The organism is Aestuariivivens sediminis (assembly GCF_022662105.1).
In the GTDB taxonomy this organism is placed as follows: Bacteria; Bacteroidota; Bacteroidia; order Flavobacteriales; family Flavobacteriaceae; genus Aestuariivivens; species Aestuariivivens sediminis.
In genome coordinates, this window is sequence record NZ_JAKMCP010000001.1 from 621,726 (window position 1) to 639,071 (window position 17,346).

The following is a 17,346-nucleotide window of genomic DNA, read 5'->3' on the forward strand; positions in this document are numbered from 1 at the left end:
CCCAATATCGGGATGCAAATATAATCAAGATTTTTAAAATGCAACCCTGAAACCCTTAAAAACATTCTTTTTTTATACTTTTGAAATCAACTATATTATACCTTCCATGAGCACCATCCAATCCTATATTACGAAGCACAAGGACCGTTTTATCAATGAACTTATAGAATTGCTGAAAATACCATCCGTAAGTGCAGATTCTAATTATAAGAATGCTGTTTTAAAAACGGCTGAAGCTGTAAAAATAAGCTTAGAAAACGCCGGTTGCAGTTCAGTTGAAATTTGCCAAACCAAAGGACATCCCATTGTTTATGGGGAAAAAATAATTCATCCACATTTACCAACTGTCCTGGTTTATGGGCATTACGACGTACAGCCACCTGATCCATTAGATTTATGGCATTCGCCTCCATTTGAGCCTGTTATTAAAACCTCGGTTAAATATCCAGAAGGTGCTATTTTTGCTCGGGGTGCCAGTGATGACAAAGGTCAAATGTACATGCATGTTAAGGCCATGGAGTACATGACTGCTAACGACCAATTGCCTTGCAACGTGAAATTTATGATTGAAGGGGAGGAAGAAATCGGCAGTCCTAGCTTAAGTGTATTTGTTAAAAATAATCGGAAGAAATTAAAAAATGATATCATCCTGATTTCCGATACGGGAATGATTGCCAATACCACACCATCCATCACCACGGGCTTACGTGGCCTAAGTTATGTTGAAGTAGAAGTTACTGGACCAAATCGCGATTTACATTCCGGCCTCTATGGTGGTGCCGTAGCTAATCCTATCAATATTTTGTCGAAAATGATTGCCTCGTTGCATGATGCTAACAACCATATCACCATTCCGGGATTTTATGATAAGGTCGAAGAACTTTCGGAAATTGAAAGAGCAGAAATGGCAAAAGCTCCATTTGACTTAGAAGATTATAAAAAGGCCTTGAATATTGATGCGGTCTATGGAGAAGCCGGGTATTCAACCCATGAGCGAACCTCTATAAGACCAACCTTAGACGTTAATGGCATTTGGGGAGGCTATACCGGAGAAGGTGCTAAAACCGTTATTGCCAGTAAAGCCTTTGCCAAAATATCTATGCGATTGGTACCCCATCAAGACTGGGAGGAAATTACGCAATTATTTACGGATTATTTCAAAAGTATCGCTCCAAAAGGTATAAAAGTCAATGTAATTCCCCATCATGGTGGACAAGGCTATGTCACTCCTTTGGATCATATAGGATATCAAGCCGCCAGTAAGGCCTACCAGAAAACCTTCGGAAAAACGCCTATTCCGCAACGGAGCGGCGGTAGTATTCCCATAGTATCCCTTTTCGAAAAAGAATTGCAAAGCAAAACCATTTTAATGGGCTTTGGTCTGGATAGTAATGCGATACACTCTCCTAATGAACATTTTGGCATTTGGAATTATTTAAAAGGTATAGAAACCATTCCGTTCTTTTACAAATACTTTACGGAGCTTTCTCAATGAATAAGGTATTGAATTGCTTTAATACCATTACTAGTTTCTATAAAAGAATGACATGGAACGCCCTTGTCAGCACTAAAGTGTACGAACAGATTCTAAATTACTAACCTATTTGAATTGATGCAGAACAGTCATTTAAACTATATCTTCCTTCTTTTATTAGCCACTTTATTTATTAGTACATCCGGTGCGTTGGGCAAATTCATTGATATGCCTGTTCCTGTCATCATCTGGTGGCGCTCCATATTAGCTTCATTATTGTTGTATGGGTTTTGTAGATATAAAAAATACCGTTTGGTGCTGAGATCACGAAAAGACTTGATCCTTTTCATTTTAAGCGGGCTCTTTTTAGCAACACATTGGATAACCTATTTCTATGCCCTGAAACTCTCAAATGTGGCTATTGGTATGTTGTCCCTGTTTGTATACCCTATATTAACGGCTCTAATAGAACCCCTATTTATAGACACAAAATTTGATCCTGTATATATATTACTGGGAATAATGGTTTTGTTTGGGATTTATATCCTGGCACCGGAATTTAATTTGGAAAGTGCCCATGTGAGGGGTGCATTATTTGGGTTGCTCTCGGCTTTGTTCTTTTCTATACGCAATATTATCTCCAAGCAAATGGTATCGCGTTACAATAGCACTGCCATTATGTTCTATCAAATTACGATTATCAGTGTCGTATTATTACCTGTATTATGGCTTCAAGACACGTCTAACATTAAGACGCAGTACCCTTATATTATTATTCTCGGAGTTATTACAACCGCCGTAGGACACACGATGTTAGTGAATAGTTTAAGGCATTTTACGGTGAGTACAGCAAGTATCATTAGCAGCATTCAACCAATTTTAGGCATCGTCATTGCCTTTATTTTTCTAAACGAAATACCAAGTTGGAATACCTATATTGGTGGATTCATTATCCTTTTAACCGTAGTTATCGAAAGCATTCGATCCAATAAGAAAAACAAGGAGCTATCAAAATAACAACACTACCTAAGTGATAACCCCTTGTCTTCAATCAAACCACACTATGGTAATTGAGAGTACCCATGTTTTGTTTTCCAAAGGAAATACTTTTCGAATAATACTTTAGAAAAATCAAATATGACATTGGGTATCATTATGGCGAAAAGACGTGGCTTAAAAAGATTGTTACTTAAAATAATAACTTCTTTTTTACCTGCATCCATCACACAAATACCAGGTATTTTACCCCATGCCTTTTGTTTTAGATTTGTTTTACCCTGGGTAACTCTATGGATATTTTCAGCGACAATTTTACCGGTTTCATCAGAAGGGTAACCCGTTTTAGGGGTCGAGAAAGGCACTTTACCGGGTTTAAAAGGCACCTTAACATCCACTGCTATACCAGCTGCCCAGACACTGGGTAATTCGGTATGTCGGTAATTGTCACCCACAGGAATATATCCTGCTTGTGTCGCTTTTAACCCTTCAGATTTTGAAACAAAATCAACACCAATGAACGGAGGCATAAGCATGGTGAACTTGCTATTAATCGTTTCACCTGTACTAAGAATAACCTTATCTTTTAGAACCTCTTTCACACCAACCTCCGTTCTATAGTGTATATTAAACATCTTCATAAAGGATTTAAGCATCGTTTGGCCACCGGTCATGCCATCGATACCAAAATGTCCTAAAAAAGTCTCCGGAGTAATCCAATACAGGTTTACTTTTTTACGAATATGCTGTTCACGCAGCCACTTTTCAACATTAAACAAAAACTCATAGGCTGCACCCATACAGCCTGCATTTTGGGTTGCTCCAATGACAATATCACCAGGATCTTTTTTAAAAGCGTCCAATGCAGCTCTGGTTTTCATGGCTCCATTTGGTGTACCGATATAATGTGCAAATTCCTTTACACCCGGTGCCACATCATATTTTACTTTTGGTCCGGTGGCAATAACCAAATGGTCGTATGGTATTTCACCCTTATCGGAAAGAACAATTTGTTTATCGGTATCTACGCGCAAGGCTTCGGCATGGATGAATTCAACGCCTTTTTTTTCAAGGATAGTATCCTTTCTAAAAGATATATCCTTAATTTCCCGCCTTCCAAAAGGCACCCAAATTAATGATGGAATAAACAAAAATAATGGCGATTTATCTACCATTATTACTCTATGGTCCTTTTTGCCTTTACGTTTCAACTCGAGAGCTGCAGTCATCCCTGCAAAGTTCCCTCCTATTATTACTGTTGTGGTCATGATTATTAATTTATATATCAAAATTAGACCATATAATCCATACCGTATGTTACAAAAGTCACATAAGGAGGAACCCTATTATTCCGCTCAAGTAAATCTGGTCTATTATAAACTGTACATTCTTTTTTACATTAAAATGTAACAATTCATCCCATTTCACGTTCTAATACATAATCAATCCTATGCCATTTTCTGCCAATAGTGCAGAGAAGCCAAAGGAACAATCAAAAAACAATCACGTTATGTTAAACCGCTTTTTTATTATCTGCTCGGGTAGTGATCCCCTTATTTTAGAGCATTGCTCTAAAGGTGAACAAAACAAATATGCCGGCATTGGTGCGACCGTTTTTTTTACAGCTCTTATGGCTTTTATTGCAGCCAGTTATGCCCTTTTTACCGTGTTCAACAATGTAGTCGTTGCTATTTTATTTGGATTTATTTGGGGGCTGCTTATTTTTAATTTAGACCGTTTTATTGTTTCTACTATAAAAAAAACAGGGCATTTGATGGACGAACTCATACAAGCCTCTCCACGAATTATCCTGGCTATTATTATTGCTATAGTTATTGCCAAGCCTCTTGAACTTAAAATTTTTAAGAAGGAAATTGACCAGGTATTGTTGGCCGAAAAGCATGAAATGACCCTTGCCAATAAACACCAGATCGAACAACAGTACGGACCGGATATTGAGGCTTTAAAAAGTGAAATGACATCCTTACAACAAGCGATCCATTCTAAAGAAGAAGAAGTTAATGGACTGTATGAGACTTACATTTCCGAAGCCGAAGGGACTGCTGGAACCATGCTTTTAGGCAAAGGCCCCGTCTATAAGGAAAAACGAGATAAACATGATGCTGCTTTGGCCGAACTCCAACAATTAAGGACAGAAAATCGTTCAAAAATACTAGCCATTGAAGGCCAAATTTCGGCATCGCAAAATGCGTTGCAAAATAAAATTACCAATACACAGCCCATTATCAACAATTTTGACGGCCTTATGGCTCGGGTAAATGCTTTGGATAAACTGCCCTGGTTACCATCATTCTTTATATTTCTCCTTTTCTTGGCAATTGAAACTTCTCCCATTTTTGCCAAACTGTTGTCACCAAAAGGTATCTACGACTATAAACTGGATGAACAAGAATCTGCTATAAGATCTCAAGTACTGCAGAACAAAAAACAAAGAGAAGTCATGCTAAATACTGATTATGCCATAAACAATCGTATTTACGACGATCTTAAATCTGAAGAGGAATTATATCAATACAAACGTAAAAAGGCCAAAGAAATATTGCAGTTGCAAGCGGATTCATTTTTTAGCAAACAAAAAAGTATTTTGTAAGTTAGACTAGGGTCTCCGATTTAAATTTATTGTATAATCGGGTTGGTCCACTGCCTATAATAGACACGTCCTTTTTGTTCATTACAGCCAAACGATGTAATTCCAATAGGTTTTTTATGCCGTACCGATCAATATGTTCAATTCCCACAACATTAACTACAATCTTGTTGCCCCTGTTTAAAATAAGGTTAAGTTCGCGTTCAAACAAATGAAAATTTCGTTTATTAAGAACACCTTTAACTTTTAAAAAATTTCCATAACTGGTAATTCGCAGATCCATATCACATAATGAGGTTAAAAATTAATTAGACTCAGGGTACAATAAATTGATTTTCAGTCAAATATATTTAATATATTTCACATTTTTTTGATTTTTCGATAAACGGTAACATCTTATGGGTTTGTTAGGTGCTTTTAAACGATATTACCTAATTTTGTATATTTAGATACCACTAATTACTCATATTAAGTTACTTGTCATGGAATCTTGTTCTTTACGTTTTGTACGGTGACCTATCTCAAAATTTATGTACAAACTAATCTGAATAAAGACATCACGGCTCTTGAGTGTCGGGTGCATTTTACTAACTCCTGAGGTTGATTTTATTATGATATTTTTTTGGTAACTTCTAAAAATAAATTTGCCTTGAATAGTTACAACAGATATCTCGTGTTAGACATGGCCCTTATACTACTTAAAAATCTCTTTAAAACTGTTATTTATGAACGCTAAGCATATACTCTATCTCTTTCTTCTTGTATCTATTTTAACCCATTGTAAAATTGCATCTCCAACATCGACTCAGGCGGATAAATCGACTTTTGAAAAGCTGGCAAGTATTCCCATTGTGGTAAAGATTGAAAAGCGTGATCCAATTAGCCATTTTGATGAGAATTATGAGATCTGGTTTGAACAACCTATTGATTACAACGATCTTTCCAAGGGCACCTTCAAACAACGGGTTTATTTAGGTTTCGAAAACACAAACAAACCGGTAATAGTTAACTTAAGAGGATATGGTATAGGTAACGATAAAGCAAATGAACTGGCGGATCATTATAAAACCAATCAACTGACCATTGAACATCGATATTTTAATACATCACGACCGGAAAACATTGACTGGAATACCTTAACTATTGCGAATGCTGCGAGAGATCAGGCTAGAATAATAGATGCGATACGTCAAGCCGTTTATCCGCATTCAAAATTTATTTCAACGGGAATATCCAAAGGCTGCCAGACAGCCATGGCCCATAGGCGATTTTTTCCAAAAAATGTTGACGCCTGTGTTTGCTATGTTGGCCCTTTAAATTTTCAACGGGAAGACCCCAGAATATATGAATTCTTAAAAACGGTTGGCACCAATCAGGATCGAGCGAAGATAAAGGCGTTTCAGGATTTATGCTTTGAAAATAGAGCAGCTTTACTGGAACAGATGAAAGCCGTCGCCAAGAAAAAGAATTTATCCTGGGAATTTGGAGTTGAAAAGGCTTTAGACTATACGATTCTGGAATATGCTTTTGCGTTTTGGCAGTGGGGAAAGGATCTGGACAACATTCCCTTGAAAACGGCCAGCATTCAAACGATTTATGATCATCTGATTGATGTGGTAGGCTATGGTTTCTTCGAAGCTTCGGCCGTTGAGTACCTCCAACCCTATTTTTGGGCCGCCCTTACCGAACAGGGTATCTATGGTTATGAAACGGGCCCGTTTAAAGACTATTTAAATACCGATGCAATTTATAAATTTGATTGGGCATTTCCCGATAGCATCTCCAAACCTTTTAATCCCATACCTATGAAAGAGATCAAATCATTTTTAGACACCTCTGCTGAAAAAATGCTTTTTATATATGGTGAATACGATGCCTGGAGCGCAACAGCGGTGAATTTAAATGGGACTGCAAAACGCAGGGAACTTTACAAATTTACTCTCCCCAAAGGAGACCATAAAACCCGTATTAAAAATTTTGATAAAGAGAGTCAGGAAAAAATATTTGACATTATAGACCATTGGTTAAAATAAAACTACAGGAAACGGGTTGGTAATCGGTAATATATTGAAGTCTTAATAAATTTTTGATCCCTTTTAAATATTGAATTTAGGGAATAATAGTCTATGAATTACAATCTTAAAATACTGCTCATGGTACTCCTGGCAGGAATCACCATTTATGGCTTAGTCACCGGGAAATATCTCTTCCTTATATTGATTTTACCATTTGGTTTTGGCTTGTTTCGAAAAAAAGATGAAAACAACTAGGTTTTTTTAACGTAATCGGTAATGATTACGATCTGTTGTCCTCCCACCTTGCCTTCAATATAGTCTTCATTATCCGGATCTAGGCGAATGTTCCTCACTACGGTCCCTTGCTTGGCAACCATACTTGAGCCTTTTACCTTTAAATCCTTTAATAGAACCACAGAATCCCCAACTTTTAAGGTGACACCATTGGCATCCTTATGAATGACTTTTTCACTTGGCTCTTTGTCATCTTCTGTGGCGCGGGCGAAAGTCAAGGAGGCATCATCTAAGTACATCATATCCAACAAATCCTTTGGCCATCCTTCTTGACGAAGTCTTTGCAGCAGTCTCCAGACCATGATTTTGACCGGAACATGTTCGCTCCACATACTATCGTTTAAACATCGCCAATGATTTGGATTCATGGGCGTATGGCCTTCAATTTGATCCAAGCATATTTGGCATACCAAAACATCACGGTCAACATTTTCATTTAATGAAGGGGGAATGGTGTATTGTTTAAGGTTTTCTTTGGTCCCACATAACTCACATGTATTATTGCTTCTCTCCCTTAAAGTTGCTAAAACATGCATTGATTTTTTCTTAATTTTTAGCAATATTACATCTAAATGTGTTCTGATACAAGCTCAGAAAAAAAGGCTGTCCCTTTTTTGACAGCCTTTATTGAGTATTATACGAATTCGTTTCTTAAAGCTTTATTGGAGAATATAGATAATCCCCATGACTTTTAAAATATTTATTTAACGCTTTTCGCTCGTCTGAGGTTAGAGCTTCACCCATTAATTCTTGGTGTTTATCGAGCATTTTCTCCAAATCGCACATAGATTCTACATACATAACTTCATTAAAATCCCTGCGATCTGAGCCCCACGCATGTCTTTCGGGATAATACGCTTTCAAATACTCATTTTTTTTAATTACATTTTCGACAACCTTATTATAGAGCCCATCCCATTCGTCCATGGATCCGCCTTCGGGAAAAGCCATTTTATTTTGACGCACATATAATATCATGTCCTCTGTAACTTCCCCTTCCAGTGGCTTTGCACCGGACATGGTGGCATAAATCTCATCGGAATGAAATAGGGAATAGGCAGAACCCAGCTTCTTTAAAAAGGCCGAACGTTCATCGTCATTAGGCCATGCTTCTTTTTCAAGCTCAGCATTTCTTGCCGCAGCTTTATCTATAGCATCCCAACTTGGATAGGATTGCGCATAGATAACCTCATTACTGTGTTCTGTCATTAAATGCATAAAATATCCCGCCCAAGATATATGTTCATTCTTTTTAGTAACCTTCTCCATATATTCTTTTTCCGCAGCCTTCCATTCCTCCGGAGAACCCTCGTAATTATTGTTCCAATACGATTTGGTAACCGTAACATATGCCGGTCTTGCATCTTCTTGTGCAAAGTTGGCGAAAGGAACAATTAGCAAAAGCATAACAATTGCTGAAAAAAATTGATTAGTCGTTTTCATAATTTGATAAAATTAAAGTTAGTATAAATAATAAATTAAAAATTTTGTTGTTAGATTATGGGTGGGGTTAAACCTTAATTAAAGCATATGCTAACCAAGGCATTCAAAACATGCTATCGATCATTTTTCTGGGAGAGAAATTAAATATACAATAAAATTTTGAATAATCTTACTTCCCCAATATGGTATCCCGCTGTTTTTTAGGCAATCCTTTGACAACCATCATGTAAGAATGATCAATGAGTTCCAAAATAAATTGGGCTTGAAGTTCACCTTTATAAATTGCAACAGTGTTCCAGTGTTTATTACTCACGTAGGGCCCCGCGTAAATACTTTCAAATTGTTCACGTAGCTCTACCGTGTAATCGGTATCACATTTTAAGGTAATGGATGCTTCACCTCTATCCCATTGATCTAAAGGGACTATAACAAACATTTTACCAAGCACCTTAAACACTAAGGTGCTATCATCGAAGGGGAATCCTTCAGTGGTTGCTTTTTTATTCAGGCAGTACTGCCGAAGTTGCTCAATATTCATAATACCATGATCATGACCCTAGCTCACCCAGATGGGTATGTTTGAAATTAGTGAAATATTTTAAACCATAGCCAAATATCCTATCCATGGAAGCATGGGAAAACAAGATAACCCCCACCAGTTGAACCCATTGATTTTGCACATAAACACCAACAATATAAACCCCAATTGCAATGCCCTTATGGTGTAACAGGTTATACAAAATGGCTCCAACTTTTACACTTACTATATAACCCAACATCCCTAAATCTGGTGCTAACAGTAAGACCAAAAACCACCACCAGGCAAAATCCAAATGGCCAAATAGAAGTATTCCCAAAAGGAACATAAACAATTCTTCAATTTTTAATAATAATTGCATTAGTCTTCAATTTTATATAAAATCGGTTTACTTGGCGAGGCATCATTTTCAAATGGCGCAATTTGTATATTCAAAAAATACTCACCGTCCTTAATGGCATTGGGCACAAAAATAAATTCAGTTATTGTTGCATCCATCCTAATCTTTCCTTTGGTATTCCAAAAGGCATTATGGCCGACTAATTTTCCCTCATCTTTTTCCTTATCGATACTGGGCTGGTCTATTAGTAAATGTTTAATTCCCTTTTTAACCAAATACGTCACAGCTTCTTCAGTTAAATAGGGCCAATTGGTATGTGAATACTGTCTGGTCAACTTTTCCTTGGTATTGGGTATTGTTCGTATAACAAGAGCCTCTCTTTTTTTATTGCCCAAAGCAAATTGTATTTGTTTTTTGGATATTATGCGATCTTCTTCCAAAGGTTGCGGAGCAACTGTTATTACTTCAGCCATAAAGAAAAATTGATTTAAATTCTTATTTATGGAATGTACCTTTTTTGTAATGTGTCCGGCACATTCCGTATGGGTGCCATGGGCATGAGGGTTAAAATGAATGTTGTTAAAATTGATGCTTGCCCCTTGGCGAACTGTAGCCACCCATTCCCCTTCACTTATTGGTTCAATCCTTGGTTCATTTAAATACCAGGCATTAACGTTTGTTTTTGCTGCTCTTAAGGGTATGGATATATCTAAAGGTTTTCTAAAATCTATTTTAAGTTTTCTTGAATGGTATTGAATTGTGGCTAACATAAAAAATTAAATTGGAAATATCGAATTAGGCTCAAATAAGCTTTAATATATAAATTTAATTCTTTTAGAAAAGAATTCTGAAAATTTATTGAAAAGAGCTTACGATTAGGTTCTTATACAAAAGACACCATGTAACGTTCTGAATGACTTAATTATGACATGAGTTCCATAGGTTTTTGGGCCATAAAATCTTTCACCCCCTTAAATGTATTACATTCTCAAGAGGAAGGTTAAAGGTTATAAAAAAAGATGTCAAAATTATGGCAACATAAACAAATCCGAAGCCATACCATCAACTAAAAACTTCCCTTTAGGAGTGGTTTTAAGGATTCCATTATGAGAATTCCTCTCACTATAATCAGTCGAAATAATCAGGAGATCTCTATCAATGAATTTTTTGGAGCGTGTTTTTAAATGATTTAAATAGGCCTTCCCAAATTCGTTTTCAATCTTATCAAGGGAGACACCCCAGACTGTTCTCAACCCTGTCATGATGTACTCATTAAAATGATCTGTCATGGTCAGGTTTTCTATGGTTTTGGGTAATGTCTCATTTTGAATGGCTTGTATATATTTTGCGTTATTCGATATATTCCAAGTGCGTTGATTGCCTTGAAACGAATGTGCTGAAGGTCCAAAACCCAAATAGGATTTCCCTTGCCAATAACCGGTATTGTGCTTCGAGAAATAGTTGGGCTTTCCAAAATTTGAAATCTCATAGTGTATAAAGCCTTCATTATTTACACGCTCTACCAAATGATTGAAATGCTGCAAGGTCAAATTGTCGTTTAATGACGGATATTTTCCTTTTTTTATAAAGTGATCCAGGGCCGTTTTTGGTTCTATGGTTAGGGCATAACTGGAAATATGTTTGATGCCAAAGTCAAATGCCATATCTAAGTTTCTATTCCATTTTTCCACATCCATATTTGGTATCCCATATATGAGATCAATTGAGATATTATCGAAATATTTCGTCGCCTCTGATAAACAGTTTTTGGCATCCTCTGCCGAGTGTGAACGATTCATACGCTTTAAATCGTCTTCAAAAAACGATTGAATTCCAATCGAAAGACGGTTTATCCCTAAATCTTTATAGTCTTGATATTTCAATGAATCCAATGCATTTGAAATGACCATATCATCAGGATTAGCTTCCAGGGTGATTTCGGGGGAGTTGGACACCGGATAATGGTCATAAACAGCTTCAATCAAACTCCGTAATTCCTGAATTGATAAAACAGATGGTGTCCCTCCACCAAAATAAATGGTTTCAATAGTTTCATTTTTAAGTTCGTTTTTCCTCAAGTTCAACTCCATTAATAAAGCAGCAATAAGGTCACCCTTCTTTTTAAATGATGTTGAAAAATGAAAATCACAATAATAACAAGCTTGCTTACAAAAAGGGATATGGAAATATATGCCACTCATTTAGTAGTCGTTTCAATGGGTAATATTCAGGTGAAATTAAATAAAAAATATGTAAACCGAATCCGGTTACGATTTACGATTTACCTTTTTAGGATTTTGCTTTACGAATGCCGTCCATCCGGAATAGCTCTTACCAACATTTTCTTTACCTAAATTATAAAAATGACATACTGCGGCTGCCAAGCCATCGGTTGCATCGAGATTTTTAGGTAACATTTTAAGCTCCAATACATTTTGCAGCATTTTTGCAACTTGTTCTTTACTGGCATTTCCATTACCCGTAATGGCCATTTTAATCTTTTTGGGTGAATACTCCGTAATGGGAATTTCCCTGCTTAGTCCGGCTGCCATAGCCACCCCTTGAGCGCGCCCAAGTTTCAACATACTTTGTACATTCTTTCCAAAAAAAGGGGCTTCAATAGCAATTTCATCCGGATTATGAGTATCTATAAGTTCTATGGTTCGTTCAAAAATTAATTTCAGTTTTAAATAATGATCATCATATTTTTTTAAATCGAGTTCGTTCAATTGCATAAACTGCATCTGGTTTCCAACGACCTTAATGAGTCCGAACCCCATAATGGTCGTCCCTGGATCAATTCCTAAAATTATACACTCTCTAACCATATTATTCACAATAATAACACCCACTTAAGGAGATAGAAGCACCCAATGTTAAGGTCAATACATGGCCATTAAACGACCCAAAACCATTTAATTCCGGTTCGAAATCCTTACTAAATCCATTGATATAAGACACATCTACAAACATGGATAATTTATCTGACACGCCATAATGAACCTCCAAACCGGCCATAGCATTAAAGTAAGAAGTGTTATTTTGGGTATAATTCCCTAACGGCTTTACTATAGAAATCCCAGGGCCAATATGAAAAAACGCACCCATCCTGGATGGTAAAAAGCCTAAATTTCCGGAAGCATCATAAACTAACTGAATGTTGATTCGGGAATAATTCAGCTTAAATTCCTGTGCATCATCTTGATTGGACATTCTACTGAATCCATAATCTGCCTTAGCCCCTAAACGCGGTTTAAACATATATTGCAAGCCCAAATTCACGGTTGGAAAGTTATAGCGCTGTCCTTCGTAACCCATAACAAAGCCATCTCTTGAAGGGTTATTAAGCCCTAAAGCCACCTGTGCTTTAAAGGTACTCGTATCTTGTGTAAACCCTGTATTTACAAAAAGTATGCAATGCAATACAAAAAAATTAAACTTATACCATTTAAAATTTGAGGTCATACTGTTTTATTCGCTTATTTTGCATTCAATTACGGATATGCAACCCTACAAAACTAAACAATTCTTTTTTGTGTACGGGACATTAAGTCACGTAATGCTTGTATCCTATTTTTTAACAGGACCTTTTTGGCCATGATCAATATTGCATTAACCATAACCCTTATTTACTTCGTTTTAATTGGTTTATTTATTTGGGGGTTCAAAAGCGTTAAAGTCCATAACCTGAAGAACAGTACTCCTGTAACACCATTTTCTGTAATTATCCCTTTTAGATGTGAAGCCGAAAATTTACCCGCATTATTGACATCCATTAGCGCTTTAGACTATCCAAAACACCTGTTTGAAATAATTTTTGTTGATGATGATTCAACTGATAAATCTGTTGAAATCATAACGGACTTTATCAACAATCATTCAAATTTACCAAACGACCACATCAGGGTCATTAAAAATATTCGACATACTCATGCTCCAAAAAAGGACGCCATAACCTCTGCCATTAAGGTTTCGGAAAAAGAATGGATAATTACTACGGATGCCGATTGTATATTGCCAAAGTATTGGTTGAACAGTTTTGATGATTATATACAGGTTACCAATAGCAAATGTGTGGTTGGGCCTGTAGCATACGTTGTAAATAATAGCTTTCTAAGTAAATATCAATCTTTGGACATACTCAGCTTACAAGGCGCAACTATTGGTGGTTTTGGCTTAAATCTTCCATTTTTATCCAATGGGGCCAATTTGGCGTATGAACGTGCCTTATTTTTGAAACTTCAGGGTTTTAAAGGGAATGACCATATTGCCAGTGGTGATGATATTTTCCTTTTGGAAAAAGCGTTTAAAACCTATCCCCAAAACGTAAATTATTTAAAATGTGAAAAAGCTATTGTAAAAACCTATCCGGAAAGTTGCTGGAAAAACTACATTGCACAACGTGTTCGTTGGGCTTCAAAAACAACGGCATATAACCATATTTTCGGAAAATTTACCGGGTTTGTTGTCCTTATCATGAACGCATTAATTATGGCTCTATTATTTCTTACCTGTATCGGGGCTGTCAATTTTAAACAACTGTTATACGTATGGATAATCAAATTCATTGTAGACTTTTACTTAATTTATAGAACGACATTATTTTTCAACCAAAAAGAACTGCTTAATAGTTATTGGCTCAGTTTTATTATCTATTCATTTTTTAGTGTTTATATAGCTTTCCTTGCTTCATTTTCTTCTTATTCATGGAAAGGCAGAACCTTTAAATCCTGAGATGATATCATTATTTTTAGTACATTTACTTAAGCGCAACAGCCCTGAAAAATGAAAAAGCTTTCCTTTTTACTTGCTTCTTTTTTTATGTATTCCTTAAACATGTTAGCCCAACAAACGTATACGGTTAACGGTGAATCTTTGGAATTGAGCCTGGAAGTAGAAGGCGATTTGGATCTATTACTGTTAAAACAGAATGACAGATTCCGTTTTTTTGTTAAAGATGCCCATGAACACATTCAGGAGCTTATTAACTCAAAGGACATTGATGGTACTTATTTTAATGAATATAGGCATACTTTAGAGAAATTAACCGAAGGGTCCAACATGTCTACCGAGTTGGTTGCGTTTAGCAAATACGGTCTTAAACAATTTATTAAAGCCTATAATGGTAAAGGAACCAAACGTTTTGCTTATACCAATGACAAAGTAAAAACCCAAACCAGAATAGGTGTTTTTACCGGAATGACAAACCATCCTTTGGTGGACCATCCAGGTAATGTCAAAACCGCACTTTTTGGCGTGGAGTTAGAGCTCTTTGAAAAAAAGGAGCTCCCCAGACAATCCGGTTTCATAAGTGTTGAAAGGACATTAAAACACGATGACTTTGACTATGTTTCTACCATCATTGCTTTGGGGTATAGATTTCGGTTTATCAACCCATCCAAATTTAATATTTATGCGAATCTACAAATGGCGACCTATACCTTTTCAAAACAAACGGCCGTGTTTAATGAAGAAGACATGACCGTTAAAAACAATGCCTTTAGAGCGCCCTTTATTTTTGGCTTAGGCAGTGACATCAAAGTTTCAAGCAGCGGCTATATGACGTTTATATACAACGAGTTATTTTCTGTTTTTGTGAAAAACAACGGGCATTTTCCAGTAAATTTTTCGATAGGATACAAGATGAATTTATAGGGTTAATTAACCTGAATAATAATGGGTAGTTTAAATTCTGATTTCACCTTTTGCCTACGTTTTACAGCTGGAAAAATTTCTGGTAACGAATCCAAACTCCTAAAAAGTAAGTCTTTGATATTAGGAATTTCTCTGCTTGTAATGGAATCCATTTGTACGCCTTGAAGTGATAAATTTCCTGTCTCCGACACCTGAAACTGGAGAATCATAGTGTCATTGATATCCTGGGTAACCACTATCAATTCCTGTTGTAAATTAGTCATAATATGCTTCGTCAAAATCCGTTCGAAGCACTGTTTTTGGTCCTGTTTGGAAGAAAAAGAATCGCAGGCAGTAAAACTGGGATAGGCATCCACTTCATCCCAGTTGAAGGTCCGCAATTCTTCATTTAATATAGCCTCCGGTGATATTTTCTTTACATTAAAATACTCGCAGGAATACAGTGCAAGGCCTATTAAAAAAATACAGAATCTGATCATGGATTAATCTATACCCGAAAAATACGATTTTTTTAGTTTTTAACCCGTTTTAAGAAAAAAAAGGAAGGTAGTAACTTTTAATGTTCCTTCGCGTCATATAAACGATTAGATTTTTCATGGACATCGCTTTAATTTTAATTGCTTTATTATTTATGTTTCTGGGACTGGCAGGAAGTGTGTTACCTGTATTACCAGGCCCTTTAACCAGCTGGATAGGTTTATTAATGGTTCACCTAACGGACGTTATTCCAATGAATATACCATTTTTGACGGTTACTTTAGTTATAGCCATACTCATTTGGTTCTTAGATTATTTCATTCCCGCCATAGGCACTAAATATTTTGGAGGGAGTAGATCCGGAATAATCGGCACGACTCTCGGCCTGATCATTGGATTAATCGCACCCATTCCAGGTGGTATTATAATCGGTCCTTTTATGGGAGCATTATTAGGAGAGTTATACCATAAAACAAATACTAAAATCGCCTTCAAAGCAGCCCTCGGTTCATTTATTGGCTTTTTAACCTCCACCTTTATCAAATTTTTTGTGGCGCTTATTTATTTAGGACTTTTTGTAAGACTATTGATATAACATCAGATCGATCCTTTTAGAATCTATGGAAGAAGCCCCGTGGGTCTCTCACCTCCACGGGGCTTATGTAAATTGCTATTATCAACAAAAAATTTGAGGGATTAATTAAATTGTAGTGTTGATACATCAAAGTTAATCAATAGTTTTAACTTTCTACTGCGGAAAAACCGTAACTATATTACGGTTAATATGTAAAACATAGTAATAGCCTTACTTTCGAAAGACCATTTTTTTAAACAAATCCTTGTTTTCTGGCTTCCGTTAAAAGGGTCTCATCTTCACCATCTTCAATACTAAATAAATCTTTAAGTTGTTTCTTTCTTTTTTCTACAGCACTAAGGGACATATCTAAATGTGATGCCAGATTTTTAGTTTTAACACCTTGAGATAACAAGTGAAGAATTTTTCTGTTTTTTTCGTCAATAACTATATCACTGGTTAATGTTTTCCTGATATGACTGTTTACGGTACCACTATAAAATGGCGGATTGAAAAGTACGGCTTGAAAAGCACTGGCCAATTCGCTTGACGTTAAATCACTTTTAATAAGAAACCCTTCAGGATCGATGGTTTTTATTATGTTGTGAATTCTAAAGGATTCATTAAACATCGTTAATATAACGATTTTCGCTTTTGGTAATACCTTACGGGCGTATTCTGCAAGATCTTCTCCCGAATTCATACTCCCATCTTTTGATGGTGGAAGACTTATATCCACAAACAGTACATCATAGGGTCTATTTTTCAAAACCGACTCATCCATAAACCTGATGGCCTCATCGCAATTATTGGCAATATCGATATATAATTCCTGGTTTTCAGCTTTTGTGAATTGTAAAGTATTTTGATACCCCTCGATAATCATGGGATGGTCATCAATCATCAATATTTTAATTTTTTCAGTCATGGTT

19 protein-coding genes are annotated in these 17,346 nt (G+C 36.2%); 7 read left to right on the forward strand and 12 right to left on the reverse strand.

All coding sequences use genetic code 11. The features are described 5' to 3' along the window. The first annotated feature begins 106 nt into the window (after window positions 1–106). Window positions 107–1,495: a dipeptidase gene (locus tag MR054_RS02505; protein ID WP_242084314.1), complete on the forward strand. Its 1,389-nt coding sequence runs from the start codon at window positions 107–109 to the stop codon at window positions 1,493–1,495. 117 nt (window positions 1,496–1,612) lie between these two features. Continuing rightward, window positions 1,613–2,491: a DMT family transporter gene (locus tag MR054_RS02510; RefSeq protein WP_242084507.1), complete on the forward strand. Its 879-nt coding sequence runs from the start codon at window positions 1,613–1,615 to the stop codon at window positions 2,489–2,491. A 44-nt stretch (window positions 2,492–2,535) separates the two neighbouring features. Here the strand turns inward: MR054_RS02510 and MR054_RS02515 are convergent, their stop codons facing one another. After that, on the reverse strand, window positions 2,536–3,738 hold the full coding sequence (locus tag MR054_RS02515) for an NAD(P)/FAD-dependent oxidoreductase (RefSeq protein WP_242155861.1): 1,203 nt from the start codon (window positions 3,736–3,738) through the stop codon (window positions 2,536–2,538). 242 nt (window positions 3,739–3,980) lie between these two features. On the opposite strand from MR054_RS02515, the gene MR054_RS02520 reads away from it, so the two are divergent. Continuing rightward, entirely contained in the window at window positions 3,981–5,081 is a 1,101-nt protein-coding gene (locus MR054_RS02520; RefSeq protein ID WP_242155863.1) for a DUF4407 domain-containing protein, read from the forward strand. A gap of 1 nt (window position 5,082) precedes the next feature. Here the strand turns inward: MR054_RS02520 and MR054_RS02525 are convergent, their stop codons facing one another. Beyond that, window positions 5,083–5,361 carry a hypothetical protein gene (locus MR054_RS02525; protein ID WP_242084311.1) on the reverse strand — a complete coding sequence of 93 codons (279 nt, stop codon included), beginning with the start codon at window positions 5,359–5,361 and terminating at the stop codon, window positions 5,083–5,085. A gap of 442 nt (window positions 5,362–5,803) precedes the next feature. On the opposite strand from MR054_RS02525, the gene MR054_RS02530 reads away from it, so the two are divergent. Continuing rightward, a complete protein-coding gene (locus MR054_RS02530; RefSeq protein ID WP_242155865.1) occupies window positions 5,804–7,111 on the forward strand; it encodes a S28 family serine protease in 1,308 nt (435 codons plus the stop codon). Between the two features lie 233 nt (window positions 7,112–7,344). On the opposite strand, the gene MR054_RS02535 is transcribed toward MR054_RS02530, so the two are convergent. The 8 genes from MR054_RS02535 to MR054_RS02570 form a co-directional block, all read right to left on the reverse strand. Then, window positions 7,345–7,923, reverse strand: a complete 579-nt coding sequence (locus tag MR054_RS02535) for a PhnA domain-containing protein (protein WP_242155868.1) — start codon at window positions 7,921–7,923, stop codon at window positions 7,345–7,347. A 115-nt stretch (window positions 7,924–8,038) separates the two neighbouring features. Continuing rightward, window positions 8,039–8,830 (reverse strand): hypothetical protein, encoded by a 792-nt coding sequence (locus MR054_RS02540; protein WP_242084308.1) that lies wholly within the window; start codon window positions 8,828–8,830, stop codon window positions 8,039–8,041. A 169-nt stretch (window positions 8,831–8,999) separates the two neighbouring features. After that, window positions 9,000–9,368, reverse strand: coding sequence for an MmcQ/YjbR family DNA-binding protein (locus MR054_RS02545; protein ID WP_242155869.1), 369 nt, complete (start codon window positions 9,366–9,368; stop codon window positions 9,000–9,002). Between the two features lie 10 nt (window positions 9,369–9,378). Beyond that, window positions 9,379–9,729, reverse strand: coding sequence for a DUF4260 domain-containing protein (locus tag MR054_RS02550; RefSeq protein WP_242155871.1), 351 nt, complete (start codon window positions 9,727–9,729; stop codon window positions 9,379–9,381). After that, the gene (locus tag MR054_RS02555) at window positions 9,729–10,478 is read right to left on the reverse strand and encodes a cyclase family protein (protein ID WP_242155873.1); all 750 of its coding nucleotides are present in this window, start codon (window positions 10,476–10,478) and stop codon (window positions 9,729–9,731) included. Before MR054_RS02555 ends, MR054_RS02550 begins: the two co-directional genes overlap by 1 nt. A 258-nt stretch (window positions 10,479–10,736) precedes the next feature. Continuing rightward, entirely contained in the window at window positions 10,737–11,909 is a 1,173-nt protein-coding gene (hemW, locus tag MR054_RS02560) for a radical SAM family heme chaperone HemW (RefSeq protein ID WP_242155883.1), read from the reverse strand. 66 nt (window positions 11,910–11,975) lie between these two features. Next, window positions 11,976–12,536, reverse strand: a complete 561-nt coding sequence (gene ruvC, locus MR054_RS02565) for a crossover junction endodeoxyribonuclease RuvC (protein ID WP_242155885.1) — start codon at window positions 12,534–12,536, stop codon at window positions 11,976–11,978. A gap of 1 nt (window position 12,537) precedes the next feature. Beyond that, window positions 12,538–13,173, reverse strand: a complete 636-nt coding sequence (locus tag MR054_RS02570) for an outer membrane beta-barrel protein (RefSeq protein ID WP_242155887.1) — start codon at window positions 13,171–13,173, stop codon at window positions 12,538–12,540. A gap of 132 nt (window positions 13,174–13,305) precedes the next feature. Between MR054_RS02570 and MR054_RS02575 the strand changes: the two genes are divergently transcribed. After that, window positions 13,306–14,442, forward strand: a complete 1,137-nt coding sequence (locus MR054_RS02575) for a glycosyltransferase family 2 protein (protein ID WP_242155889.1) — start codon at window positions 13,306–13,308, stop codon at window positions 14,440–14,442. 51 nt (window positions 14,443–14,493) lie between these two features. Further along, window positions 14,494–15,363 (forward strand): hypothetical protein, encoded by an 870-nt coding sequence (locus MR054_RS02580; protein ID WP_242155891.1) that lies wholly within the window; start codon window positions 14,494–14,496, stop codon window positions 15,361–15,363. Between the two features lie 2 nt (window positions 15,364–15,365). Here the strand turns inward: MR054_RS02580 and MR054_RS02585 are convergent, their stop codons facing one another. Next, on the reverse strand, window positions 15,366–15,842 hold the full coding sequence (locus MR054_RS02585; protein ID WP_242084296.1) for a hypothetical protein: 477 nt from the start codon (window positions 15,840–15,842) through the stop codon (window positions 15,366–15,368). A 116-nt stretch (window positions 15,843–15,958) separates the two neighbouring features. Between MR054_RS02585 and MR054_RS02590 the strand changes: the two genes are divergently transcribed. After that, window positions 15,959–16,435, forward strand: coding sequence for a DUF456 domain-containing protein (locus MR054_RS02590; protein ID WP_242155893.1), 477 nt, complete (start codon window positions 15,959–15,961; stop codon window positions 16,433–16,435). Between the two features lie 232 nt (window positions 16,436–16,667). Here MR054_RS02590 and MR054_RS02595 read toward each other — a convergent pair whose 3' ends face one another. Beyond that, window positions 16,668–17,342, reverse strand: a complete 675-nt coding sequence (locus MR054_RS02595) for a response regulator (protein WP_242084292.1) — start codon at window positions 17,340–17,342, stop codon at window positions 16,668–16,670. Between the last annotated feature and the right edge of the window lie 4 nt (window positions 17,343–17,346).